Origin of the sequence: Streptomyces sp. S3(2020) (genome assembly GCF_013044505.1) — a bacterium.
Classification (GTDB): Bacteria; Actinomycetota; Actinomycetes; order Streptomycetales; family Streptomycetaceae; genus Streptomyces.
In genome coordinates, this window is record NZ_JABERD010000165.1 from 1 (window position 1) to 21,666 (window position 21,666).

Annotated in this window: 20 protein-coding genes; 8 read left to right on the plus strand and 12 right to left on the minus strand. The window is 71.4% G+C overall.

Annotated features, from left to right (window positions below):
* The 4 genes from HLK59_RS36110 to HLK59_RS36125 form a co-directional block, all read right to left on the minus strand.
* The coding region (locus HLK59_RS36110; RefSeq protein WP_240982846.1) for an ABC transporter ATP-binding protein at window positions 1–1,376 on the minus strand (1,376 nt) is incomplete at its 3' end.
* 111 nt (window positions 1,377–1,487) lie between these two features.
* On the minus strand, window positions 1,488–2,258 hold the full coding sequence (locus HLK59_RS36115; protein WP_171145842.1) for an ABC transporter permease: 771 nt from the start codon (window positions 2,256–2,258) through the stop codon (window positions 1,488–1,490).
* A gap of 2 nt (window positions 2,259–2,260) precedes the next feature.
* A complete protein-coding gene (locus tag HLK59_RS36120; RefSeq protein WP_171145843.1) occupies window positions 2,261–3,223 on the minus strand; it encodes an ABC transporter ATP-binding protein in 963 nt (320 codons plus the stop codon).
* 9 nt (window positions 3,224–3,232) lie between these two features.
* Window positions 3,233–4,570 carry an MDR family MFS transporter gene (locus tag HLK59_RS36125; protein WP_171145844.1) on the minus strand — a complete coding sequence of 446 codons (1,338 nt, stop codon included), beginning with the start codon at window positions 4,568–4,570 and terminating at the stop codon, window positions 3,233–3,235.
* Window positions 4,571–4,661: 91 nt separating this feature from the next.
* On the opposite strand from HLK59_RS36125, the gene HLK59_RS36130 reads away from it, so the two are divergent.
* Entirely contained in the window at window positions 4,662–5,261 is a 600-nt protein-coding gene (locus HLK59_RS36130) for a TetR/AcrR family transcriptional regulator (RefSeq protein ID WP_171145845.1), read from the plus strand.
* A gap of 12 nt (window positions 5,262–5,273) precedes the next feature.
* On the opposite strand, the gene HLK59_RS36135 is transcribed toward HLK59_RS36130, so the two are convergent.
* From HLK59_RS36135 to mce, 3 genes are all read right to left on the minus strand, one after another.
* A complete protein-coding gene (locus HLK59_RS36135) occupies window positions 5,274–6,212 on the minus strand; it encodes a cellulose-binding protein (RefSeq protein WP_171145846.1) in 939 nt (312 codons plus the stop codon).
* 209 nt (window positions 6,213–6,421) lie between these two features.
* A complete protein-coding gene (scy, locus tag HLK59_RS36140; RefSeq protein WP_171145847.1) occupies window positions 6,422–10,303 on the minus strand; it encodes a polarized growth protein Scy in 3,882 nt (1,293 codons plus the stop codon).
* A 210-nt stretch (window positions 10,304–10,513) separates the two neighbouring features.
* Window positions 10,514–10,954 carry a methylmalonyl-CoA epimerase gene (gene mce / locus HLK59_RS36145; RefSeq protein WP_171145848.1) on the minus strand — a complete coding sequence of 147 codons (441 nt, stop codon included), beginning with the start codon at window positions 10,952–10,954 and terminating at the stop codon, window positions 10,514–10,516.
* A 148-nt stretch (window positions 10,955–11,102) separates the two neighbouring features.
* On the opposite strand from mce, the gene HLK59_RS36150 reads away from it, so the two are divergent.
* The 3 genes from HLK59_RS36150 to HLK59_RS36160 all read left to right on the plus strand — a co-directional run bounded on the left by HLK59_RS36150 (window position 11,103) and on the right by HLK59_RS36160 (window position 14,925).
* Window positions 11,103–12,305, plus strand: coding sequence for an acetyl-CoA C-acetyltransferase (locus tag HLK59_RS36150; protein WP_171145849.1), 1,203 nt, complete (start codon window positions 11,103–11,105; stop codon window positions 12,303–12,305).
* Between the two features lie 34 nt (window positions 12,306–12,339).
* Window positions 12,340–13,296, plus strand: a complete 957-nt coding sequence (gene meaB, locus HLK59_RS36155) for a methylmalonyl Co-A mutase-associated GTPase MeaB (RefSeq protein ID WP_171145858.1) — start codon at window positions 12,340–12,342, stop codon at window positions 13,294–13,296.
* Between the two features lie 354 nt (window positions 13,297–13,650).
* Complete coding sequence (locus tag HLK59_RS36160) at window positions 13,651–14,925, plus strand: MFS transporter (RefSeq protein WP_171145850.1); 1,275 nt, start codon at window positions 13,651–13,653, stop codon at window positions 14,923–14,925.
* A 7-nt stretch (window positions 14,926–14,932) separates the two neighbouring features.
* Here the strand turns inward: HLK59_RS36160 and HLK59_RS36165 are convergent, their stop codons facing one another.
* Window positions 14,933–15,604 (minus strand): PepSY domain-containing protein, encoded by a 672-nt coding sequence (locus HLK59_RS36165; RefSeq protein ID WP_171145851.1) that lies wholly within the window; start codon window positions 15,602–15,604, stop codon window positions 14,933–14,935.
* A gap of 143 nt (window positions 15,605–15,747) precedes the next feature.
* Between HLK59_RS36165 and HLK59_RS36170 the strand changes: the two genes are divergently transcribed.
* Complete coding sequence (locus tag HLK59_RS36170; RefSeq protein WP_171145852.1) at window positions 15,748–16,416, plus strand: response regulator transcription factor; 669 nt, start codon at window positions 15,748–15,750, stop codon at window positions 16,414–16,416.
* Window positions 16,413–17,852, plus strand: coding sequence for a HAMP domain-containing sensor histidine kinase (locus tag HLK59_RS36175; RefSeq protein ID WP_171145853.1), 1,440 nt, complete (start codon window positions 16,413–16,415; stop codon window positions 17,850–17,852). The genes HLK59_RS36170 and HLK59_RS36175 overlap by 4 nt, the downstream gene beginning before the upstream one ends.
* Before the next feature lie 46 nt (window positions 17,853–17,898).
* Here HLK59_RS36175 and HLK59_RS36180 read toward each other — a convergent pair whose 3' ends face one another.
* The 4 genes from HLK59_RS36180 to HLK59_RS36195 all read right to left on the minus strand — a co-directional run bounded on the left by HLK59_RS36180 (window position 17,899) and on the right by HLK59_RS36195 (window position 20,549).
* Entirely contained in the window at window positions 17,899–18,375 is a 477-nt protein-coding gene (locus HLK59_RS36180; RefSeq protein WP_171145854.1) for a MarR family transcriptional regulator, read from the minus strand.
* Window positions 18,376–18,470: 95 nt separating this feature from the next.
* Window positions 18,471–19,268, minus strand: coding sequence for an AIM24 family protein (locus HLK59_RS36185; protein ID WP_171145855.1), 798 nt, complete (start codon window positions 19,266–19,268; stop codon window positions 18,471–18,473).
* Window positions 19,265–19,915 carry an AIM24 family protein gene (locus tag HLK59_RS36190; RefSeq protein WP_171145859.1) on the minus strand — a complete coding sequence of 217 codons (651 nt, stop codon included), beginning with the start codon at window positions 19,913–19,915 and terminating at the stop codon, window positions 19,265–19,267. Before HLK59_RS36190 ends, HLK59_RS36185 begins: the two co-directional genes overlap by 4 nt.
* Window position 19,916: 1 nt before the next feature.
* Entirely contained in the window at window positions 19,917–20,549 is a 633-nt protein-coding gene (locus HLK59_RS36195) for an AIM24 family protein (protein ID WP_171145860.1), read from the minus strand.
* A gap of 250 nt (window positions 20,550–20,799) precedes the next feature.
* Between HLK59_RS36195 and HLK59_RS36200 the strand changes: the two genes are divergently transcribed.
* On the plus strand, window positions 20,800–21,156 hold the full coding sequence (locus tag HLK59_RS36200) for a DUF3817 domain-containing protein (RefSeq protein ID WP_171145856.1): 357 nt from the start codon (window positions 20,800–20,802) through the stop codon (window positions 21,154–21,156).
* Window positions 21,153–21,446 carry an MTH1187 family thiamine-binding protein gene (locus HLK59_RS36205; protein WP_171145857.1) on the plus strand — a complete coding sequence of 98 codons (294 nt, stop codon included), beginning with the start codon at window positions 21,153–21,155 and terminating at the stop codon, window positions 21,444–21,446. Before HLK59_RS36200 ends, HLK59_RS36205 begins: the two co-directional genes overlap by 4 nt.
* Window positions 21,447–21,666 lie beyond the last annotated feature (220 nt).

The following is a 21,666-nucleotide window of genomic DNA, read 5'->3' on the forward strand; positions in this document are numbered from 1 at the left end:
GGGGGGGGGGGCGGGTGGGGGGGGGCGGGGGGGGGGGGGGGGGGGGGGGGGCGGAGGGGGGGCGGGGGCGGGGGGGCGGGGGGGGGGGCGGCGTTGAGGCGGGCCTGGGCGAGCGGTGCGGCGGTGCGGTGGGGGCGGGCTGCGCGGAGCTCGGGGGCGCTCGCGGCGGGCTGCTGGGTCGCGGGCACGGCCGCGGGACCGGAGGGCTGAGCCGGGGCCTGAGGGGCCTGGGGAGGCGTCTGGGCGTACGGGTTGGGCTGACCCGCGCCGGGGGCGCCGTACGGGCCCGCCGGGGGCTGCCCCGTGCCGTACCCGCCCGCGGGCGCCGGACCCGCGGCCGGCTGGCCGCCCTGCTGCGGAGGCGGCGGCGCGTACCAGCCGGGCTGGCCCTGGCCCGGGACCGGCATCGGAGGCTGGGCGCCCGGCGGCAGGGGCTGCTGAAGGCCCGCCTTCTGGTCGATCGTCGACCGGTAGTCGACGGCGCCCTGGGTCATCCGCATGTACGCCTCCTCCAGCGAGGCCTGGTGCGGGGAGAGCTCCCAGAGGCGTACGTCCGTGTCGTGGGCGATGTCGCTGATGCGGGGGAGCGGCAGACCGGTGATGCGCAGCGCGCCGTCCTGCTCCGGCAGCACGTGCCCGCCCGCCTCGGTCAGCGCGGACGTCAGCTTCTCGCGCAGCTGCGGGTCGGTGTCGGGGGTGCGTACCCGGGCGAAGCCGGCGGAGTTCGCGGCGATGAAGTCCTGCACGCTCATGTCGGCCAGCAGCTGTCCGCGCCCGATGACGATCAGGTGGTCGGCGGTCAGCGCCATCTCGCTCATGAGGTGCGAGGAGACGAAGACCGTGCGGCCCTCCGCGGCGAGGGACTTCATCAGGTTGCGCACCCAGAGGATGCCCTCGGGGTCGAGCCCGTTGACCGGCTCGTCGAACAGCAGCACCTGGGGGTCACCGAGCAGCGCGGCGGCGATGCCGAGCCGCTGGCCCATGCCGAGGGAGAAGCCCTTGGAGCGCTTCCTGGCCACGTCCTGGAGGCCGACCACGCCGAGCACCTCGTCCACCCGGCGGGCGGGGATGCCGGACAGCTGGGCGAGGCAGAGCAGGTGGTTGCGGGCGTGCCGACCGCCGTGCACGGCCTTGGCGTCGAGCAGCGCGCCGACCTGGCGGGGGGCGTTGGGGAGCTTGCGGTACGGGTAGCCGCCGATCGTGACCTGACCCGACGTGGGGTTGTCCAGGCCGAGGATCATCCGCATCGTCGTCGACTTGCCGGAGCCGTTGGGGCCCAGGAAGCCGGTGACGGCACCGGGCCGTACCTGGAAGGAAAGGTTGTACACAGCGGTCTTGTCGCCATATTGCTTGGTCAGGCCGACTGCCTCGATCATGCTCCGCACCCATCGAAAGGTTCAGGACAGCAGGGCACACGCCCCCGTAAGGGTTAGGAGCTTATCGGGGCGCTGACGGTTCCACTCAAGAGCGAGCAAAGCTCCGGGGCGTCATGCGTCCCTCTTCTTCAGCAGGACGTATCCGCCCGCGACCGCCGCGACCACCCACAGCACCATGATCCCGAGCCCGCCCCAGGGACCGTACGGGGTGTCGTCGTCGATCGGGGTGACCACCTGCATGATCTTGCTGCCGGCCTGGTCGGGCAGGAACCGGCCGATCTTCTTGGTCGCGGAGACATTGCCGAGGATGTTGGAGATCAGGAAGAAGAACGGCATCAGGATGCCCAGCGACAGCATCGGCGAGCGCAGCATCGTGGCCACGCCCATCGAGAACACCGCGATGAGGGTCATGTAGAGCCCGCCGCCGATGACCGCGCGCAGGACGCCCGGGTCGCCGATCTCGGCCCGGTGCGAGCCGAGCATCGCCTGCCCCAGGAAGAAGGTGACGAAGCTGGTGACGAGGCCGACGGCGAGGCAGAGGCCGGTCGCCACCGCGATCTTGCTGAACAGGAAGGTGCCACGCTGCGGGACGGCGGCCAGCGAGGTGCGGATCATGCCCGTGCTGTACTCGTTCGACACCACCAGCACCCCGAACACGATCATCGCGAGCTGACCGAGGCCCATCCCGGCGAAGCTGATGAAGGTGGGGTCGAAGGAGAGCTGGTCGTTACGGCTCATCTTGTCGAACTCGTTCTTCGACAGGGCCGCGATCAGCATGCCGAGGGCGAGGGTGACGACCACGGCGAGGGAGAGCGTCCACACCGTGGAGGCCACCGACCGGATCTTGGTCCACTCGGACCGTACGACCTGGATCGCCGCCATGGTCAGTTCCCCTTCCAGTCGTCGCCCCACGGCTCGGGTGGCGCGGCGGCGACGGGTGCGTCGGAGTGCGCGTGGTACTCGACCGACTCCGCGGTCAGCTGCATGAACGCCTCCTCCAGGGAGGCCTGCTGAGGGCTCAGCTCGTGCAGCACGATCTGGTGCTGCGCGGCCAGCTCCCCGATGTGCTCGGGCTTGCCGCCGTCGACCTCCAGCGTCCCGTTGCCGCTCTCCACGACCGTGATCCCGGACTCGTGGAGCACGTCGAGCAGCCGCTCGCGCTGGGGTGAGCGGAGCCGGACGTAGGACCGTGAGTTCTGCTCGATGAACTCGGCCATGGAGGTGTCGGCGAGCAGCCGCCCCTGTCCGATGACGACGAGGTGGTCGGCGGTCAGCGCCATCTCGCTCATCAGGTGGGAGGAGACGAACACGGTCCGCCCCTGTGCCGCGAGGGACTTCATCAGGTTGCGGATCCAGTGGATGCCCTCGGGGTCGAGCCCGTTGACCGGCTCGTCGAACATCAGGATCCGCGGATCGCCGAGGAGCGCGCCCGCGATGCCGAGCCGCTGTCCCATGCCGAGGGAGAACCCCTTGGCCTTCTTCTTCGCCACCGCGGTGAGGCCGACGGTGTCGAGGACCTCGGCGACCCGCCGGCGGGGGATGCCGTTGCTCTGCGCGAGGCAGAGGAGGTGGTTGAAGGCGCTGCGCCCGCCGTGCATGGCCTTGGCGTCCAGCAGGGCGCCGATGTACTTCAGCGGTTCCTTCAGGTGGTCGTAGTGCTGTCCGTCGATCCGGACGTCACCGGCCGTGGGGCGGTCGAGGCCGAGCAGCATCCGCATCGTCGTCGACTTGCCGGCGCCGTTGGGTCCGAGGAAGCCCGTGACGATTCCCGGTCTGACGGTGAAGGTCAGGTTGTTGACCGCCACCTTCTCGCCGTAGCGCTTGGTCAGGCCCTCGAGCTCGATCATGCGGCCACGCTAAGACGGGCGTTCGGGGGCTGCCACTTGAGCGGGCAGGGCGAGCGCGACGAGGGCGGCGAGCACCGTGCAGGCCGTCGACCAGAGGAAGGCGGGCGGGAAGCCGCCCCGGGCGAGCACGGCGGCCAGGACGGCGGTCCCCGCGGAGCCGCCGAGCTGCTGCACGATCCGGACGGTGGTGCTGCCGTGCGGGATGCGGTCGGGGCTCAGGCCCTGGTAGGCGCCGACGTTCACGGCGAGGTTGGCGGCGCTCATGCCCAGGCCGCGGACGACGAGGGCGAGGGGGAGGAGGGCGGCCGCGGGGTGGTGGAGGGCGAAGGGGAGGGTGCCGAGGGCCGACAGGAGCAGGCCCGTGAGGACGATGGGGCGGGGGCCGACGCGGTCGGTGAGGGGGCCCGTCGCCCGGGACAGCAGGCTGCCCAGGCCCTGCGGCGCCAGCAGCAGCCCGGCGGCGACCACGCCTTCGCCGTGCGCCTGCTGGTAGTAGAGCGGCAGCAGGAACATCCCGCCGTACAGGGCGAGGCCGTTCAGGAACATCAGCGTCGAGGAGACGGCGAAGGCGCGGTCCTGGAAGAGCCGGAGGTCGACCAGGGGCGCGGGGGCGCGCAGGGCGTGGGCCGTGAACAGGGCGACCAGCAGGGCGCCCACGGGGAGCGCGGTGTCCCGGGCGAGGCCGTCCTGGGAGAGGCCGTAGACGAGGGCGGCGAGGCCGGGGGAGAGGAGGAGTAGGCCGGTCGTGTCGAGGCGGCTCGCGGTGCCCGGGCCGTCCTCGGGGAGGTATCGCCGGGCCAGCGCGAGGGCGAGCAGGCACAGGGGCAGGTTGACGTAGAAGATCCAGCGCCAGCTGAGGTGGCCGACGATCAGGCCGCCGAGGACGGGGCCGAGGATCGGGCCGACGAGAGCGGGCAGGGTGATCACGGCCATGAGACGGCCGAGGTCGCGTCCGCCCGCGGCCCGCATGACGAGCGTCTGGAGGACCGGCAGCAGCACTCCGCCACCGATGCCCTGGAGGACCCGGAAGGCGATCAGCGAGCCGATGTTCCAGGCGAGCCCGCACAGCACCGACCCGGCGAGGAAGAGGCCGAGCGAGCCCAGCCACACGCGTCGGGCGCCGTAGCGCTCCACGGCCCAGCCGGACACCGGCACGACCGTCGCCAGGGCCAGCAGATACGCCGTGGCGACCCACTGCACGGCGGTCGTCGAGGCGCCGAGGTCGTGGCCGAGGGTGTGGATGGCTATGGACACGATCGTGCTGTCCAGCAGCGGGGCCAGGGCGCCGAGGACGAGGACGCCGGCCAGTTTGAGGACGGCGGGGTCCAGACGGGTGGTGGTGGTCATGGCAGCCCCCTTTGGAGACGGAACGTCTCTTAACTCCACGGTAGAGTCGCGCCTACAAGAGACGCAAGGTCTCCTAAAGGGGAGTGTGCGGATGCCCGGCGAGACCACACGGCGGCGCGGAGCGGCGCTGGAGGCCGACCTCCTGGACGCGGCCTGGGCGGAACTGGCGGCGGTCGGCTACGCGAAGCTCACCATGGAGGGCGTCGCCGCGCGCGCGCGTACCGGCAAGCAGGTCCTCTACCGGCGCTGGGCCAACCGCGCGGAACTGGTCATCGCCGCCCTGCGCCACCGCACCGGGTCCATCGCCGACCGGGTGCCGGACACCGGCTCGCTCCGGGAAGACGTACTGGAGGTGCTCCGCGCGGGTGCGCGCCGCCAGCGGGAGATCGGCCCGGACACGCTGCACGGGCTGCTCGCGGAGGCGCGGGACGTGGATCCGTCCTTCTTCGGCATCATGCGGGGCGTGCTGCGGACCCTCGTCGAGCGGGCCGCCGAGCGCGGCGAGATCCCCACGGCGGAACTGCCCCGACGGGTCCTCACCCTCCCCGCGGACCTCCTGCGCCACGAGATGCTGCTGAGCCGGGAACAGGTCACGGACCAGACGCTCACGGAGATCGTCGACGACGTGTTCCTGCCCCTGGCGGGAACGCCGGAGGCCCGCACCTTCGGGGGAGACGGTGCGGGCCTCTGAACGCGCTACTGCTTACCGGGACTGCTGAGCCGGAACCCCACGGGAGATCGGCTCGTCGTCCGTGGCCGGCGAACCGGCCGCGGCCACCGCGGCGCCCGTGAGCGTCGCCAGCATCTCGCGGACGTTCGTCAGCTGAGCGTTGATCGAGTCGCGGCGGTTGGTCAGCGCCGCGAGCTCACGCTCGGACTCCGAACGGATCCGGTCGGCCTTGGCGTTGGCGTCGGCCACGATGTCCTCGGCCTGGCGCTGCGCCGTCTCCACCGTCTGACGGGCCCGGCGCTCGGCGTCCGTGCGCAGCTTCTCGGCCTCGAGACGCAGCTGCTCCGCGCGGTGCTCGATCTCCGCGAGACGCTTCTCGGCCTTCTGCTGACGGGACGCCAGGTCGCGCTCGGACTGCTCGCGACGCTTGGCGAGGTTCGTCTCGAAGTCCGCGGCGGCCTGGGCGGCCTTCGCGCGGGTCTCCTCGAAGAGGGCGTCCGCCTCCTCACGCTTCTGCTGCGCGTCCTTCTGCGCCTCCTGGCGCAGCTGCGAGGAGTCGCTCTTCGCCTTCTCGACGATCCGGACGCCCTCGTCCTCGGCCTTGGCCTTGCGCTCCGACGCGAACGACTCCGCGTCATTGCGCACCTGCTGGGCCGCCGACTCAGCGAGCTCGCGGTGCTGTTCGGCCGCGCGACGGGCCTCCTCGCGCAGATCCTTGGCCTCCTCCTCGGCGAGGCGGAGGATCTTCTCGACACGCGCGCCGAGACCGGCGTACGACGGCTCGGCGTCGCTTACCTGTGCCGCGGCGTTCTGCGTTTCGAGGTGGAGCTCCTCGATGCGCTTTTCCAGAGCGGTGATGCGGGAGAGAGCGCTGTCACGGTCGGAGACGAGCTTGGAGATCCGTTCGTCCACCTGAGCGCGGTCGTACCCACGCCGCACTAGCTCGAAGCCGTAGGGGGAAGTGTCGCTCATGGGGTTCCTGTCAAATGAGACCGGTGAGGTGATAGGGGGAATCCTAGGGGCCGAAGCGGTGTGTCATCGAGCGGATACGTGTTTGATCTGGAGAATGACACCCCTTTTGAGTGGCTGACCCCGGGACGGCTTGCCAAAAACTTGGTCAAAGGCCCCAGACGGCACCGGAATTCGACCTGTCGGTAACCCGTCGATCAGCTGTCCGTCGCCTAACTGTCTGACGACTTGACACCCGAACGAGGGGCACCGACCGAGATACCGGCCTTGACGCCGCCGTCCTTGCCCGCCGAAGGGGCCTCGAAGGATTCCAACGCTTCCAGGACGTCCTGGACACGGGAGATCTCGGCGTTGATGTCCTCGCGGCGGCGCACCAGGATCTCCAGCTCGCGCTTTCCTTCCTCCACCGTGCGCCGGGCCTCACGGATCGCCTCCGCCTTGAGCTCCTCGGCCTCCCGCACGAGCGCCGACTTCTTCTGCTCGGCCTCCTTCAGGAGCCCCTCGGCCTTCTTCACGGCGGCGATACGGACCTTGCCCGCCTCGGAGTTGGCCTCCGAGACCAGCTCCTTGGCCTTCGCCTGCGCCTTCGCCAGCTGCTCCTCGGACGCCTTGATGAGCGCGTCGCAGCGGTCGCCGGTCGACCTCATGGTCTCGGCGGCCTCACGGCGGGCCCGCTCGTGCAGGTTCTCGATCTCGGTCGTGATGCGGTCGCGCAGCTCCTCGGCCCGCTCCCTTATGGCGGTGGCGTCCCGGCGGGCACCGACGAGCAGCTCGTCCGCGTCCGTACGGGCCTTCTCCACCCGGGAGTTGCCCTCGACGGTCGCCTCCGAGACCAGCCGGTCGGCCTCCGTACGGGCCGCGCCCACCATGGAGTCGGCCTGCCCCTCCGCGTCCGCGGTGGTCTTGTGGGCCTGCTGCTGCGCCTCGGTGAGGAGCTTGTCCGCCTCGGCCGTGGTCTCCGTGATGAGCGTGTCGACCTGCTCGGCCACGTCCTGGCGCCGCCGGCCCGCGTCCTTGCGGGCCTCGTCGAGAGTCCGCTCGGCCTCCTCGCGCGCGGCCGTCGTGACCCGGTCCGCCTCGGCCAGGGCGTCGGCCTTGACGCGCTCGGAGTCGTTGCGGATCCGCTCGGCGTGCTGCTGTGCGGAGCCGACCGTGTCGGCGGCCTCGGCGCGCAGCCGCTCCGCGTCCCCGGTGGCGTCCGCGATCAGCCGCTCGGCCTTGGTGACCGCCTCGGACCGTACGCGCTCGGCCTCGTTGACCGTGTCCGTGCGCAGCCGGTCGGTGTCGGTGAGCGTCTCCGTGGTGAGCCGCTCGGCCTCGTTGCGCGCCTCGGTGATGAGGGTGTCGGCCTGCGAGGCGGCGTCCGAACGGATGCGGTTGGCGTCCTCACGGGCGTCGGCCCGGGCCCGGGCGGCGGCCTGGTCGGCCTCGGCGATCGCGTCCGAGGCGTCCGTGCGCACCCGCTGGGCGTGCTCGGCGGCGTCCGACCTGAGCCGCTCCGCCTCCGCGATCGCCTCGCCGACGGTGCGCTCGGCCAGCGACTTGGCAGCCTCCGACTCCTCGCTCGCCTCGCGCCGGATACGGCCCGCGTCCTCGCTGGCCCGCTCCCGCTCCGCGTAGGCGTCCCCGCGGACCCGGTCCGCCTCCTCCTCGGCCTCGCGCCGGGTGCGGTCCGCGGCGTGCTCGGCGGCGCTGCGCAGCCCGGTGATCTCCTCCTGCGCCTGCTCGTGCAGCCCGGCCACGGAGTCCCGTACCTGCTGGGCGTGCTGTTCGGCCGCCGACACCATCTCGGTGGCGTGCCGGTCGGCCTCCTCGACCAGCCGTACCGCCTCGGCCTGCGCCTCCTCCACGCGGTTGCGGGCGGAGGCCAGCAGCTCCTCGCTCTGCTCGCGGGCCCGCTCGCGCTCCTGGTCGGCCTCCTGGCGCGCCGAGCCGAGGGTCTCCTCGGCCTCGCGGCGGCGCCGTACGGCCTCCTCCTGGGCGGCGGCCAGCGTCTCGGACGCCTCCGTCGCGAGCCGCTCGGCGGCGGCCTGCGCCTCCCCACGGACCCGGTCGGCGGTGTCCTGGGCCTCCGCCTTCAGCTGCTCGGCCTCGGCCACGGCCGCCGAACGCAGCCGTACGGCGATGGCCTCGCCCTCCGCGCGGGACGCGGACGCGTCGGCGGCGGCCTCGTCGCGCAGCCGCTCGGTCTCCTCGGCGGCCTGCTGCTGGAGCGTGCGGATCCGCTCGGCGGACTCGGCACGCAGCCGCTCGGTCTCCTCGGCGGCCTCGCGACGGATCCGCGCGGCCTCGGCGCGGGCGTCGGTCAGCGCCTGCTCGGCGGCGGCGAGACGCTCCTCGGCGTCGGTGTGCAGCCGGGTCAGTCCTTCGGCGGCCTCGGCCCGGCGGGCCTCTATGGCCTGCTCGGTCTCCTCGTGCAGCTCGCGCGCGGCCCGCTCGGCGTCCGCCTTGATGCCCTCGGACTGCTCGACGACCTCCGCGCGGTGCCGCTCGGCCTCCTTGCGGGTGCGCTCCAGGGTCTCCTCGGCCTGCCGGCGCAGAGTGGTGGCGCGCTCGATGGCCTCGGTGCGGACCTTCTCGCTGTCCGTCGTGGCCGTCTGACGCAGCTCGTCCGCGTCCTGCCTGGCCTTGGCGAGGAGCTCCTCGGCGGTACCGGCCGCCTCCTCGATCTGCTGGACGGCCTCCTTGCGGGCCTCCGCACGGATCTTCTCGCCCTCGGCGATCGCGTCGGCACGCAGCTGCTCGGCCTCGCCGCGCAGCCGACGCGCCTCCTCCTGGAGCTCGACCGTCTTGGCCCGGTACTCCTTGGTGTCGTCCTTCGCCGAGCCCTTGAGCTGCTCGGCGATGTCATGCGCCTCGGCACGCAGCCGGTCCGCCTCGGCCTCGGCCTCGGAACGGATCCGCTCGGCCTCCTCGGTGGCGGCCTTGGTGGTGTTACGGGCCTCCTCGGACGCCTTGTTGAGGACGTCCTCGGCGGTCTTGGCGGCCTTGCCCAGCTGGGACGCGGTCTCCTCGGCGGTGATCGTGCGGGCCTTCTCGGAGGCCTCGGCGACGATCCTCTCGGCCTCCGTACGGGCGTCCGCGACGACCTGCTCGGCGTCCGCCTTGGTGGTCTCGGCCTCTTTGGTGGCCTCGCTGACCAGCCGGGCGACCTGCTCCTTGGCCGTACGCGTGCGCTGTTCGTTGGCCGACTCGGAGCTGGACAGCGACTTCTCGGCGGTCGCCTTGGCCTCGCTGACGAGCTTCTCGGCCTCGCTCTGCGCCTTGCGCAGCGCCTCCTCGGCCTCCGCCATCCGCTGCTCGGCGGCACGGCTCAGCTCGGTCGCCTGACGGCGGGCGCTGTCCGACTCGGTGACCGTGGAGCTGCGCATCTGCTCGGCGTGGTCGGTGGCCTCCTGGGCCTGCGTGGACGCCGCGTTCAGCAGCCGCTCGGCGTCCGTGCGGGTGCGGCGCAGCAGCTGCTCCGCCTCCGCGCGGGCCGTCTCGGCATCGCTCTGGAGCCGCTGCCGGGCCTCGGCGGCGACCCGCTCGGCCTCCGCGCGGGCGGCGGCCATGGCCTGGTCGGCCTCCGCGCGGGACTCCTCAAGGAGCCGGCGGGCCTGTTGCTCGGTGCGGGCGCGCAGCTGCTCGGCCCACGCCACGTTCTCGTTGACGTGCGACTCGACGGTCTGGCGGCGCTCGGAGAGCTCCTGGTCCAGCTGCTGGCGGCGGGTGACCGCCTCCTGGTGCAGCTCCGCCTGGAGCCGCGCCGCGTTCTCGGCGTGCTCCTGGAGGATGCGCTGCGTCTGCGCCCGCGCCTGGCTCAGCTCGCGCTCGGCGTCCTGGCGCAACTGATCGGCCTGGATCTGGGCGTTGCGGAGCAACTGTTCGGCCTGATAGCCGATGTCTCCGCCGTCGTAGGACGGTCGGGACATGAGGGTGCGCCGCGCCTCGTGCAACTTGGCGCGCAGCACCTCGACCTGGTAGCCGAGGTCCTCGGCGTGCTGGATCGCCTTTTCCCGCTCGGTCTTCAGCCGATCCATCTCGGCCTCGAACCGAGAGAGGTGGTCGACGTCAGCCGCCGGCTCTCGCTCCTGGCGTTCGTAGCCCCGCACTGCGCGGTCCCATCCGTCCCCTGGTCGCATGTCTGGCCAAACGAGCTCCGTCCATCCGCCGAACGGGGCCCCCGGGGAATGGTGTCAGATCAACGGCGGAGCAAGGGCCGCAGCCCCGACGCTCGTCCCCCGAAAACCCGGACCCCGGCCCGCGATCACCCCCCGAGGGAGGCGACCGCCCCCAACCCTACCGGCCCATATGTACGCGGGTTAGTGCTCAGGTGACTCAACAGGCGCCGAAGTGACCAGTTCTGTCAGTACGCCATGGCAATCCTTTGGGTGCAGGAAGGTGATCCGTGACCCCATGGAGCCGCGTCGGGGCTCGTCGTACAGAACACGTACGCCCTTGTCGCGGATGTCCGCGGACTCCGCGTCCACATCCGCCGTACCGAAAGCGATGTGGTGCACCCCCTCGCCGTTCTTGGCGAGCCACTTCGCGACGGTGGAGTCCTCACGGGTCGGCTCCAGGAGCTGGAGGTAGGAGGCCCCGCCGTCCGAGGTGTCGTTGATCTTGAGCATGGCCTCGCGCACGCCCTGCTCCTCGTTGACCTCGGAGTGGTACACCTCGAAGCCATAGGTGGCCCGGTAGAACTCGACAGTCCTGTCCAGGTCGAAACAGGCGATCCCGATGTGGTCGATTCGCGTCAGCATGGAACTCAGTGCAGCGCTCCGGAGGTGGTTACGCAACGTGCGCGCGATCACACCGACGGCCCGGTGACGGCACGGAGTGCCACTCAGTACATTCGCAGTAAACCCTCGTTCACTCCTCAGCTGTGCAGCTGAAAGGGGATCGCACCTCATGTCTGGTTCGAACAGCACGACGTCCGTCATCGTGGCGGGTGCCCGCACCCCGATGGGACGGTTGCTCGGCTCCCTGAAGTCCTTCTCCGGAGCCGACCTCGGCGGCTTCGCGATCAAGGCCGCCCTCGACCGTGCGGGAATCGGCGGCGACCAGGTGCAGTACGTGATCATGGGCCAGGTGCTCCAGGCCGGAGCGGGCCAGATCCCGGCGCGCCAGGCCGCGGTCAAGGCCGGCATCCCGATGGGCGTCCCGGCGCTCACCATCAACAAGGTCTGCCTGTCGGGCCTCGACGCGATCGCGCTGGCCGACCAGCTGATCCGCGCCGGAGAGTTCGACGTGATCGTCGCGGGCGGCCAGGAGTCCATGACCAACGCGCCCCACCTGCTCCCGAAGTCCCGCGAGGGCTTCAAGTACGGCGCCATCGAGATGCTCGACGCCATGGCCTACGACGGTCTGACCGACGCCTTCGAGAACATCGCCATGGGCGAGTCCACGGAGAAGCACAACGCGCGCCTCGGCATCCAGCGCCCCGAGCAGGACGAGATCGCCGCCCTGTCCCACCAGCGGGCCGCGGCCGCCCAGAAGAACGGCATCTTCGAGGCCGAGATCACCCCGGTCGAGATCCCGCAGCGCAAGGGCGAGCCGGTCGTCTTCAGCAAGGACGAGGGCATCCGCGCGGAGACCACCGCGGAGTCCCTGGGCAAGCTGCGTCCGGCGTTCACCCGCGACGGCACCATCACGGCGGGCACGTCCTCGCAGATCTCCGACGGCGCCGCGGCCGTGGTCGTGATGAGCAAGACCAAGGCACAGGAGCTCGGCCTGGAGTGGATCGCCGAGATCGGCGCCCACGGCAATGTGGCGGGACCGGACAACTCCCTCCAGTCCCAGCCGTCCAACGCCATCCTCCACGCCCTGAAGAAGGAGGGCCTGGAGGTCTCCGACCTCGACCTGATCGAGATCAACGAGGCCTTCGCCGCCGTCGCGGTCCAGTCAATGAAGGACCTCGGGGTGTCCACCGAATCGGTGAACGTCAACGGTGGTGCCATCGCCCTGGGCCACCCGATCGGCATGTCCGGCGCCCGTCTGGTGCTGCACCTGGCGCTGGAGCTGAAGCGGCGCGGCGGCGGTGTCGGCGCGGCCGCGCTGTGCGGCGGCGGTGGTCAGGGTGACGCGCTCATCGTGCGGGTACCCAAGGCCTGAGGTCTCGTACGTTTCCTAGGTGAACGGAGCTGTGATGCAGGACGTCTCCACCCTTGTGGCCCAGGCGAGGGAGGGCAGGCCACGGGCCGTGGCCCGGCTGATCTCCCTGGTGGAGGGGGCGTCCCCGCAGCTCAGGGAGGTCATGGCGGCGCTGGCCCCGCTCACGGGCAACGCCTATGTCGTGGGCCTGACCGGTTCGCCGGGCGTGGGCAAGTCGACGTCCACGTCCGCCCTGGTCACCGCGTACCGCAAGCAGGGCAGGCGGGTCGGCGTCCTGGCCGTCGACCCGTCCTCGCCCTTCTCGGGCGGCGCCCTGCTCGGCGACCGCGTCCGGATGTCGGACCACGCCTCCGACCCGGGCGTCTACATCCGCTCGATGGCCACGCGCGGCCACCTCGGCGGCCTGGCCTGGTCGGCCCCGCAGGCGATCCGGGTCCTGGACGCGGCGGGCTGCGACGTGGTCCTCGTCGAGACGGTCGGCGTCGGCCAGTCCGAGGTCGAGATCGCCTCCCAGGCGGACACCAGCGTGGTCCTGCTGGCCCCGGGCATGGGCGACGGCATCCAGGCGGCCAAGGCCGGAATCCTGGAGATCGGCGATGTGTACGTCGTCAACAAGGCCGACCGCGACGGCGCCGACGCCACCGCCCGTGAGCTCAACCACATGCTGGGCCTCGGCGAGTCCCGCGGCCCCGGCGACTGGCGCCCGCCGATCGTGAAGACGGTCGCCGCCCGCGCCGAGGGCATCGACGAGGTCGTCGAGGCGCTGGAGAAGCACCGCGCCTGGATGGAGGAGCGCGGAGTCCTGGCCGAACGCCGCCGCGCCCGCGCCGCCCGCGAGGTGGAGACCATCGCGGTCACGGCCCTGCGCGAGAGGATCGGCGACCTGCACGGAGACCGCCGCCTGGACGCGCTGGCGGACCGGATCGTGGCGGGGGAGCTGGACCCGTACAGGGCGGCGGATGAACTGGTGACGGGGCTCACGCGGGGCTGAGGGGGCCGAGTCGGGCTGTTGGGATGACCCAGGCGGCCGTTTCGTCGAGGGTGCCTGACGGGCCTGACGCGGACCCGGCGGCCCGGCGCAGGCCCCGGCGCGTGGCAACCGGCTGATCCGTCCCACGCCGAACCCGGTGACCTGCGCTTTCTCACATGGGCCCGAGGTGCGTCTGCCCATCCCCGCGCCCGCGCCACCGACCCACCCCCCTGGCCAAGTTCCGCGCACGGTTGGTACGTTGATCCACATGTTCCTTCTCTTGGCATAGCGCGCGCCCCGCTCGCGACCGGCCGATGACGGCCGTCGCGGCACTTCGGCGTCCCCCGCTCATGCCTCCAGCAGAGGAACCCCCTCATGTCCGCGTCCTCGCGGCGGCCTTCGTATGCCGCCGTGCTCCGTGTTCCCCATGCCCGCCGCACCTTCCTGGCGGCCCTCGGCGGCCGGCTGTCGTACGGCACGGCCCCGATCGCCGTCATGCTCGCCGTCACCCGGGCGACCGGGTCCTACGCCGTGGCCGGTGTCGTCATGGCGCTGTTCGGAGCCTCGGGTGTGCTCCTGTCGCCGTACCGGGCGGCGCTGGTCGACCGGTACGGGCCCCGGCGGGCCCTGATCCCCATGGCCCTGCTCCACACGACCCTGCTCTGTGTGCTCGCGGCGGTGAGCTGGCGGCCGGGCGCACCCGCGGTGGTGCTCGGCGCGACCGCGGCCGTCACGGGCGCCTGCGCGCCCCCGCTCGGCCCCACGATGCGCATGGTGTGGGGCGAACTCGTCGGTGACCGCCCGCTGTTGCAGCGCGCCTACAGCCTGGACGGCGTCGCGGAGGAACTCCTCTACGTCACCGGCCCGTTGCTGGTCGGTGTGGTGATCGGCATCGCCTCCCCGGCCGTCGGCGTCCTGCTGGGCGCCCTGCTCATGGCGGCGGGCACGCTCGCCTTCGTCACCTCGCCCGCGGTCTCCTCGATACGTCCCGCCGGGGACCCCGAGTCCCGTACGGCCAGGGCCGGTTCGCTGCCCCGCGGGGCCCTGGCGCAGCCGGTGGTCGTGGCGGCGGGCGTGGGGCTGTCGCTGGCCGCGGTCGACCTCCTGGTCGTGGCCTTCGCCGCGGCCCGGCACCAGGGGGACGACACCGTCGCCTGGGTCCTCGCGGCACTGTCGGCGGGCAGCGCGGTGGGCGGGCTGCTGAACGGCGCCGTCGACTGGCGGATGCCCGCCCGGGTCCGCCTCCCGCTCCTCTGCGCCGGCCTGGGCCTCACCCTGGCCGCCGCGGGAACGGCCCCCGGCACCGGCACCCTCGCCCTGGCGGCGGCCCTCGCCGGGGCGTTCGTCGCACCGGCCCTGACGACGGCGTACCTGATCGCCGACGAGGCGGCCCCGCCGGGCTTCCGCACACAGGCCGGCGCCTGGGTCAACACGGCCGTCAACGCCGGGAGTTCGACCGGCGCCGCGACCGCGGGGCTGCTGGTGGAGCGGCTGCCGCTGGGGGTGTGCTTCGCGGCGGCGGGGGCGGTCGCGATGGTGGCGGCACTGGCCGGGGCGCTGGTCAGCACACTGGTCGGGACACGGCGAAGCGGCCGTACGCCGGAGCGTACGACCGCCGCGCCCGCCGCTAGTGACGTGCGGGTCCTGTGACCTGGGGTCAGTCCTCGTCGCCGTCCGAGCGGTCCGCCGTGACCTTGCCGCTGTTCAGGTCGACCTGCCAGTCCTGGTCGGCCTGGGACGTGGAGCCGCGGGTCTCCACGTCCCAGGCCTGCGAGGCACCGTCGTCGTCGAGGTCCACGGAGGTCACGGTGCCCTTCGCGGCGGCCGCCTCCGCCGCCTGCGCGGCCGTCACGGACGCACCCTTCAGGGCGGCCCGCACCTGGGCGGTGTCGTCCTCCCGCTCGGTGTGGGAGCCGAGGACCTTGCCGGTGGCGGGGTCGATCGTGACGCTGTGCCAGGTGTTGCCGTCGCCCAGCACGTCGACGCCCCACACGACCTTGCCGTTGTCGTCCTGGTCGTCCAGGTCGGCGGAGACGGCCGTGCCCGGGACGCTCTTCAGCGCGGCGGCGATCGCCTCGGCGGCGCTGACATCGCCGGTGGCGACCGTCGTACGGTCCTCGACGTCGTCGTTCACGTCGTTCACGTCGTCCGCCCGGTCGTCGGCGTCGTTGGCGTCGTCGCGGTCGTCGTGGTCGACGACCACCTGCGTACCGGAGCTCGACTGGCGCTGCGCCGCCGTCTCGTCGTCGCCCGCGGCGAAGGCCGCGACGGTGCCGCCGGTGGCCAGGGCTGCGGCGGTGAGGGTGGCGATGACGATGTTGCGCTTCATGAGGGTTCCTTCCCCTTCGATCGTTTTCGCTCGGTTCCAGCGATTCGCTCGCTTTCGACGAGGACAAACATCGCCGACCGACGCTGAGGGGAACCTGAAGCCACCTGAAGCGATCTTCAGCTTGCCTTTGCCACCCTGTACGCATGCGCCTGTTGATCGTGGAGGACGAGAAGCGGCTGGCCTTGTCGCTTGCGAAGGGTCTGACGGCCGAGGGATACGCCGTGGACGTGGTCCACGACGGCCGGGAGGGCCTGCACAGGGCCACCGAGGGGACGTACGACCTCGTGATCCTCGACATCATGTTGCCCGGCCTCAACGGCTACAAGGTCTGCGGCGCCCTGCGCGCCGCCGGCCACGACGTGCCGATCCTGATGCTCACCGCCAAGGACGGCGAGTACGACGAGGCGGAGGGACTGGACACGGGCGCCGACGACTACCTCACCAAGCCCTTCTCGTACGTCGTCCTCGTCGCCCGCGTCAAGGCGCTGCTGCGCCGCCGGGGCCAGGGCGCCGGGGCGTCGCCCGTGCTGGTGCACGGTGACCTCAGGGTCGACACCGCGGCCCGCCGGGTCTTCCTCGCCGACGACGAGGTGACACTCACCGCGAAGGAGTTCGCGGTCCTGGAGCAGCTCGTCACCCGCGCGGGCGAGGTCGTGTCCAAGGCGCAGATCCTGGACCACGTCTGGGACTTCGCCTACGACGGCGACCCCAACATCGTCGAGGTCTACGTCAGCGCCCTGCGGCGCAAGCTGCGCTCCGGCGTCATCAAGACGGTCCGCGGCGCGGGGTACCGGCTGGAGGCGGAACGGTGAGCAGGTTCTTCGGCTCGGTCCGCTCGCGCGCGACCCTCGGGGCCAGTGTCGTCGTGGCCGTGGCGCTGGTGATGGCCGGGTCGGCGGTGCTGTTCTCGCTGCGGTCCAACCTCATCGACCAGGCGGACACCCAGGCGGAACGCTCGGCGCGCGGCGTGGCCACCCTGCTCGCCACCGGGAAGTCGTACGCCGACCTGGACCTGGACGACGAGAACCCGGTCCAGGTCGTCGACGCCAAGGGCACGCTGGTCGCGGTCAGCGACGGCCTGGAGCGGATCAGCGGCACCGCCACCGACGCCGTGAAGGCACAGACGCAGGCCGGCGGCACGGGAGGCGCGGGCGGCACCACGGGCTCGGGGGACGACGACGACTCCGACGACGACGCGGACGACGACACCGCCCTCGAACCCGGCGAGATCGGCGACGACATCGAGCTCACCGACGGCACCGCGACCATCGACGGCGAGAGCGCCGACTACCGTTTCGCCGCGCTCACCGTGGAGACCGACGCCGGGGCCGAGCTGACCGTCTACGCCGGCGAGTCCCTGGACACCGAACAGAGCGCCGTGGACACCGCGCTCACCGTCATGCTGATCGGCTTCCCCCTGCTGCTCGGCGTCGTCGCCGCCGCGACCTGGCTCGTCACCCGGCGAGCCCTGCGCCCGGTCGAGGGCATCCGGCGCGAGATGGCCGCGATCACCGCCTCCGAGGACCTCGCGCGACGTGTGCCCGAGCCGGACACCCACGACGAGGTCGCCAGGCTCGCCCGCACCACCAACGTGACGCTGGCCGCGCTGGAGACCTCCGTGGAGCGCCAGCGCCGGTTCGTCGCCGACGCCTCGCACGAACTGCGCAGCCCGATCGCGTCCCTGCGCACCCAGCTCGAAGTGGGCGCCGCCCACCCGGAGCTGCTGGATGTGCCGGGCGCGGTCGAGGACACCGTACGACTCCAGCGCCTCGCCGCCGACCTGCTGCTGCTCGCCCGGCTGGACGCGGGGGAGGGGCCCGGCGACAAGCGGCTCGACCTCGGTGAGGTGGCGCTGCGGGAGGCGCGGGGCCGGGACGGGGTGACCGTCGAGGCGGCGGACGTGGCGGTGGTGGGGTCCCGGAGCCAGCTGGGGCGGGTGATCGGCAATCTGCTCGACAACGCGCAGCGGCACGCCCGTGCGGCGATCGGTGTGACCGTACGGCGGGACGGGGCGTGGGCCGTCGTCGAGGTCGCCGACGACGGGGACGGGGTGGCCGAGGCCGACCGGGAGCGGATCTTCGAGCGGTTCGTACGGCTCGACGAGGCCCGCAGCCGTGACGACGGCGGTGCCGGGCTCGGGCTCGCCATCGCCCGGGACGTCGCCGCACGTCACGGCGGCACACTCACGGTCCGCGACGCACCGGCAGGCGGAGCCCTTTTCGAACTCCGCCTGCCGCTGAGCGCTTAGCTGTCCGGTGCTTCGTCCGCGGGCCCGTCGTGGCGCAAGAGGGGTGTCAGGGGCGCCCGCGCTGGCCGCGCAGATGCTCCGCGATGGGCTTGAGGGACTTGTCGAGCTCCACCATGGACTCGGGGTTCAGCAGGTCGATGAAGTGCCGCCGCACGGACGCCACGTGGTGTGGCGCGACCTTCTTCATCGTCTCCATGCCGTGCTCGGTGAGGACCGCGTACAGACCGCGGCGGTCCGACTCGCAGTTCTCGCGCCGCACCAGGTCCGCGTTCTCCATGCGGGTGATCTGGTGCGAGAGGCGGCTCTTGGACTGGAGGGTGGCGGACGCGAGGTCGCTCATCCGCATCCGTACGTCCTCCGACTCGGAGAGATTCACCAGGATCTCGTAGTCGTTCATCGTCAGTCCGAACGGCTGGAGGTCCTTTTCGAGCTGGTACGTCAACAGCCTGTTGACCTCCAGGTGGGTGCGCCAGGCGCACTGCTCCGCATCGGTCAGCCAGGGCGTGGCCGTCTCGGTCTCCATGAATGAAGTCTACCTAAGAAGTTGAAAGGCGAACTAGTGAGGGTTTCGGCGTGACGGCGTGCACACGTTCGACGTCACACTCCGCAGACTACCGCTCACAGCCCGAAGCGACGCTGGAGGTCTCCCAGCTGTCCGGGAAGGCGCGGTGTGCCCGCTTGCTGTGAAGGGCCTGTGGAGGGCACTCCGGAACCGGGTACTCCGGCCTGGTGGGGAACCGCCCCCGTGGCCTGCTCCGCCATCAGCGCCTCGGAGGACTGGAGCAGCACGGTGCCGGCCCCCACGAACTCGAACTGATGCTCCTCTCCGGACGCCCCGCCCAGGCCAGTCATCGCACGTAGACCGCCCATCAGGCCGGTCATGTAGCCGTGGTCGTAGTGATGGCACGGCGACGGGCAGTCGGCCCAGCCGACGAGCGCCTGCGGGTCCACCCGGATCGGGGGTTCCATGAACACCACCGGGCCGTTAGATGCGGCCACGAACTTTCCGGTTCCGATCAGGGTCAGAAAACCCGGCACGATCGATTGCTTGAGGGCAAGAGTTGGCTGAAAAGCGAGCAAGTTGCCTGAGCGAATGGTCAGGTTGCCGTTCTCGAGGTCGTACGAATTCACATCGAAGGCCCGGTCGGCGAGGAGCATCTTGCCCGAGCCCTCGGCCACGACCCAGTCGCTCGCGTGCAGAGGCGAATGAAAGGACGTACGGACAAGTCGGTCGAGTCGCCCGTGCCCGACGCCGTTGAAGTCGATCGAGCCGTAGTAGGCGATCATCTTCCCCTTCTGCAGGAACCACTGGCTCCCCTTGAGCTCCACGCAGAAGGTGTAGTTGTTCACGTTGTCGTCGACGGGCAGCGTCGTGGGGTCGTGGACGGTGGGGCCCGCGCCCGGGTGAGTGCTCACAGCTTTTCCTCCGACGCCTGGACGAACACCGCTCCGTGACCACTGAGCTCCAGCTGGAAGGCCTCGCCGGAGCCACGGCCCACCATGTCGCGCCAGCCGAGCGCGGTGGACAGCTTGTTGCGGACGTCGCCGTGATGGGCGACGTAGGCCTGCGGGTCGACATGGACCGGCCGCTGCGGGGTGATCGGCAGCTCGATGACGCCGCCGTGGGCCATCACGGCGACCGAGCCGTGCCCCTTGAGGGTGGTGGTGAACAGCCCCTGGCCGGTGACCTGGCCGCGGACCATGCCCATGACGCCGCCCTGCGAGCCCATGAACATCGTGCCCTGCTCCAGGGTGCCCTCGAAGGCGAGGAGTCGGTCCGCCTCGACGTACAGGGTGTCGCCGGTGAGGCCGATCACCTGGACGTGGTGGCCGCCGTGCCCGAACAGGACGGTGCCGCTGCCCTCCACGGTCATCAGGGGAGTGGCCTCGCCGGCGACCCGGCGCCCGATCATCGAGGCGATCCCGCCCTGGCCGCCCTGGGTGTTGGGCGTGAAGGACACCTCGCCCCGGTAGGCGAGCATCGCGCCGCGCTGGCTGAACAACCGCTGCCCGGGCATGACGGTCGCCTCGATCATCTTCGAGTTGATCTCACGGAACGCCATCTCAGACATCCCCCGCGATCGTGTTGCGCTCGCTGGGCTGGACGTACACCAGACCGTCCCCCTCGAAGCGGATCTGGAAGGCCTCGCCGCCGCCCTCTCCCATGAGGGTGCGGAAGGTCACACCGGACTGGAAGGACTGCCGCAGATTCCCCTGGTGCGCGATGTACGCCCCCGGGTCGACGCTCAGCGGGTACTGCGGGCTGACCCGCAGCACCACAGCCGGCCCGTCCGAGGTGATCGCCGCCTGCCCATGCCCCTCGACCGTGGTCGTGAACAGCCCGTTGCCCTGCGAGGCCCCGCGCAGACCGGTGAAGCTCGTGCCCGTCCTGAGCCCCCCGTCGGTCGCGAGCAGATTGCTCGACTCGACGTACAGCTTGTCCCCCTGGAGACCGACGAGATTGATCTCGGAGGCGCGATCGGCGAACCAGCAGGTCCCCTGCCCCCTCACCTCCATCACCGTCATCTGCTCACCGGTGATCCGCCGGGTCACCATCCCCCGGATCCCCTCACCACCCCCACTGAGCTTCTTGAACGCCATCTGCCCGTCGTACGCGACCATCGAGCCGTTCTTCGCCTTCACGGCGTCCCCGGACATCTCGACGGCGAGCACCTTGCTTCCTTGAAGTCGGAACATCGCCACGCTGCGAAGGTAGCTCCCGGAAAGGCCTTGCCGACAGAGCCCGTGGGTGGAGAGGCACCCTGATCGCACCCCTAGGGGGTCAGCGGCGGGCGGTCATGGAGAAGACGAACCGCACACGCACTCCTCGCTGCGAGACGTCGACGACGGACCCCCCGGCCTGTCCCCGCTCAGCCGTTTGCCACAATGGGCAAACGTTTGTGCACGCATTCACAAAGCGTCGACGCCCCTCCACCGAAGGTGACCCGTGGACCTCAAGACCGCCAGCGCCCTCCGCCGCCTCCGCCTCGTCTCCGCCCCCGAGGCGGTCTCGTTCCTGCTCCTGCTCGTCTGCTCGGTCCTGAAGCGGACCACGGACTTCAACGCGGTGCCCGTGATGGGCATGGTCCACGGCGTCCTCTTCGTCCTGTACGTGATCTTCTGGGCCGACGCCTGGAACCGTACGAAGTGGTCCGTGAACACCGCCGCCCTGTACTTCGTCCTCTCGGTCCTGCCCACCGGCGGCTTCTTCGCCGAGCGCAAGCTGAAGCGTGAGGCCGAGAACGCAGTCGACGCAGTCATCGCCTCCCGCGCCCGCCAGGAGAGCGCGGTGAAGCCGTCATGATCGTCGCCTTCTCCGTCACACCGCTCGGCGTGGGCGACGAGGTCGGGGAGTACGTCGCCGACGCCGTCCGCATCGTCCGCGAGTCGGGCCTGCCGAACCGTACCGACGCGATGTTCACCTCGATCGAGGGCGACTGGGACGAGGTGATGGACGTGGTGAAGCGTGCCGTAGCCGCGGTCGAGGAACGCGCCCCGCGCGTGTCCCTGGTCCTCAAGGCGGACATCCGCCCCGGCGTGACCGACGGCCTGACCTCCAAGGTGGCGACGGTGGAACGGCACCTCGCCGAGTAGCCCTGGCGCGGACCACCGTAGACCCGCAGCCGACGAACCCCAGGTGGGACGGGCCCGCGCTTGCGCAACGGCGAGCAGGGGACGTACCGGGGGGTGTCCGCCCGCAGCGTCGGGCGTCCGACCAAGTTCACCGCCCCGGAGGACAGTGTCGCCCGACCGAGGACGGACACCCCCCGGTGCGGCCCCGACCCACCACGAACCGCACTGCGCAACGCCCGCC

Excerpts from the sequence above, each read along its gene's own strand:
- HLK59_RS36115 (WP_171145842.1), bottom strand. The coding sequence starts at position 2,258 with ATGGCGGCGATCCAGGTCGTACGGTCCGAGTGGACCAAGATCCGGTCG.
- HLK59_RS36120 (WP_171145843.1), bottom strand. The coding sequence starts at position 3,223 with ATGATCGAGCTCGAGGGCCTGACCAAGCGCTACGGCGAGAAGGTGGCG.
- HLK59_RS36125 (WP_171145844.1), bottom strand. The coding sequence starts at position 4,570 with ATGACCACCACCACCCGTCTGGACCCCGCCGTCCTCAAACTGGCCGGC.
- HLK59_RS36130 (WP_171145845.1), top strand. The coding sequence starts at position 4,662 with ATGCCCGGCGAGACCACACGGCGGCGCGGAGCGGCGCTGGAGGCCGAC.
- HLK59_RS36135 (WP_171145846.1), bottom strand. The coding sequence starts at position 6,212 with ATGAGCGACACTTCCCCCTACGGCTTCGAGCTAGTGCGGCGTGGGTAC.
- mce (WP_171145848.1), bottom strand. The coding sequence starts at position 10,954 with ATGCTGACGCGAATCGACCACATCGGGATCGCCTGTTTCGACCTGGAC.
- HLK59_RS36150 (WP_171145849.1), top strand. The coding sequence starts at position 11,103 with ATGTCTGGTTCGAACAGCACGACGTCCGTCATCGTGGCGGGTGCCCGC.
- meaB (WP_171145858.1), top strand. The coding sequence starts at position 12,340 with ATGCAGGACGTCTCCACCCTTGTGGCCCAGGCGAGGGAGGGCAGGCCA.
- HLK59_RS36160 (WP_171145850.1), top strand. The coding sequence starts at position 13,651 with ATGTCCGCGTCCTCGCGGCGGCCTTCGTATGCCGCCGTGCTCCGTGTT.
- HLK59_RS36165 (WP_171145851.1), bottom strand. The coding sequence starts at position 15,604 with ATGAAGCGCAACATCGTCATCGCCACCCTCACCGCCGCAGCCCTGGCC.
- HLK59_RS36170 (WP_171145852.1), top strand. The coding sequence starts at position 15,748 with ATGCGCCTGTTGATCGTGGAGGACGAGAAGCGGCTGGCCTTGTCGCTT.
- HLK59_RS36180 (WP_171145854.1), bottom strand. The coding sequence starts at position 18,375 with ATGGAGACCGAGACGGCCACGCCCTGGCTGACCGATGCGGAGCAGTGC.
- HLK59_RS36190 (WP_171145859.1), bottom strand. The coding sequence starts at position 19,915 with ATGGCGTTCCGTGAGATCAACTCGAAGATGATCGAGGCGACCGTCATG.
- HLK59_RS36195 (WP_171145860.1), bottom strand. The coding sequence starts at position 20,549 with ATGTTCCGACTTCAAGGAAGCAAGGTGCTCGCCGTCGAGATGTCCGGG.
- HLK59_RS36205 (WP_171145857.1), top strand. The coding sequence starts at position 21,153 with ATGATCGTCGCCTTCTCCGTCACACCGCTCGGCGTGGGCGACGAGGTC.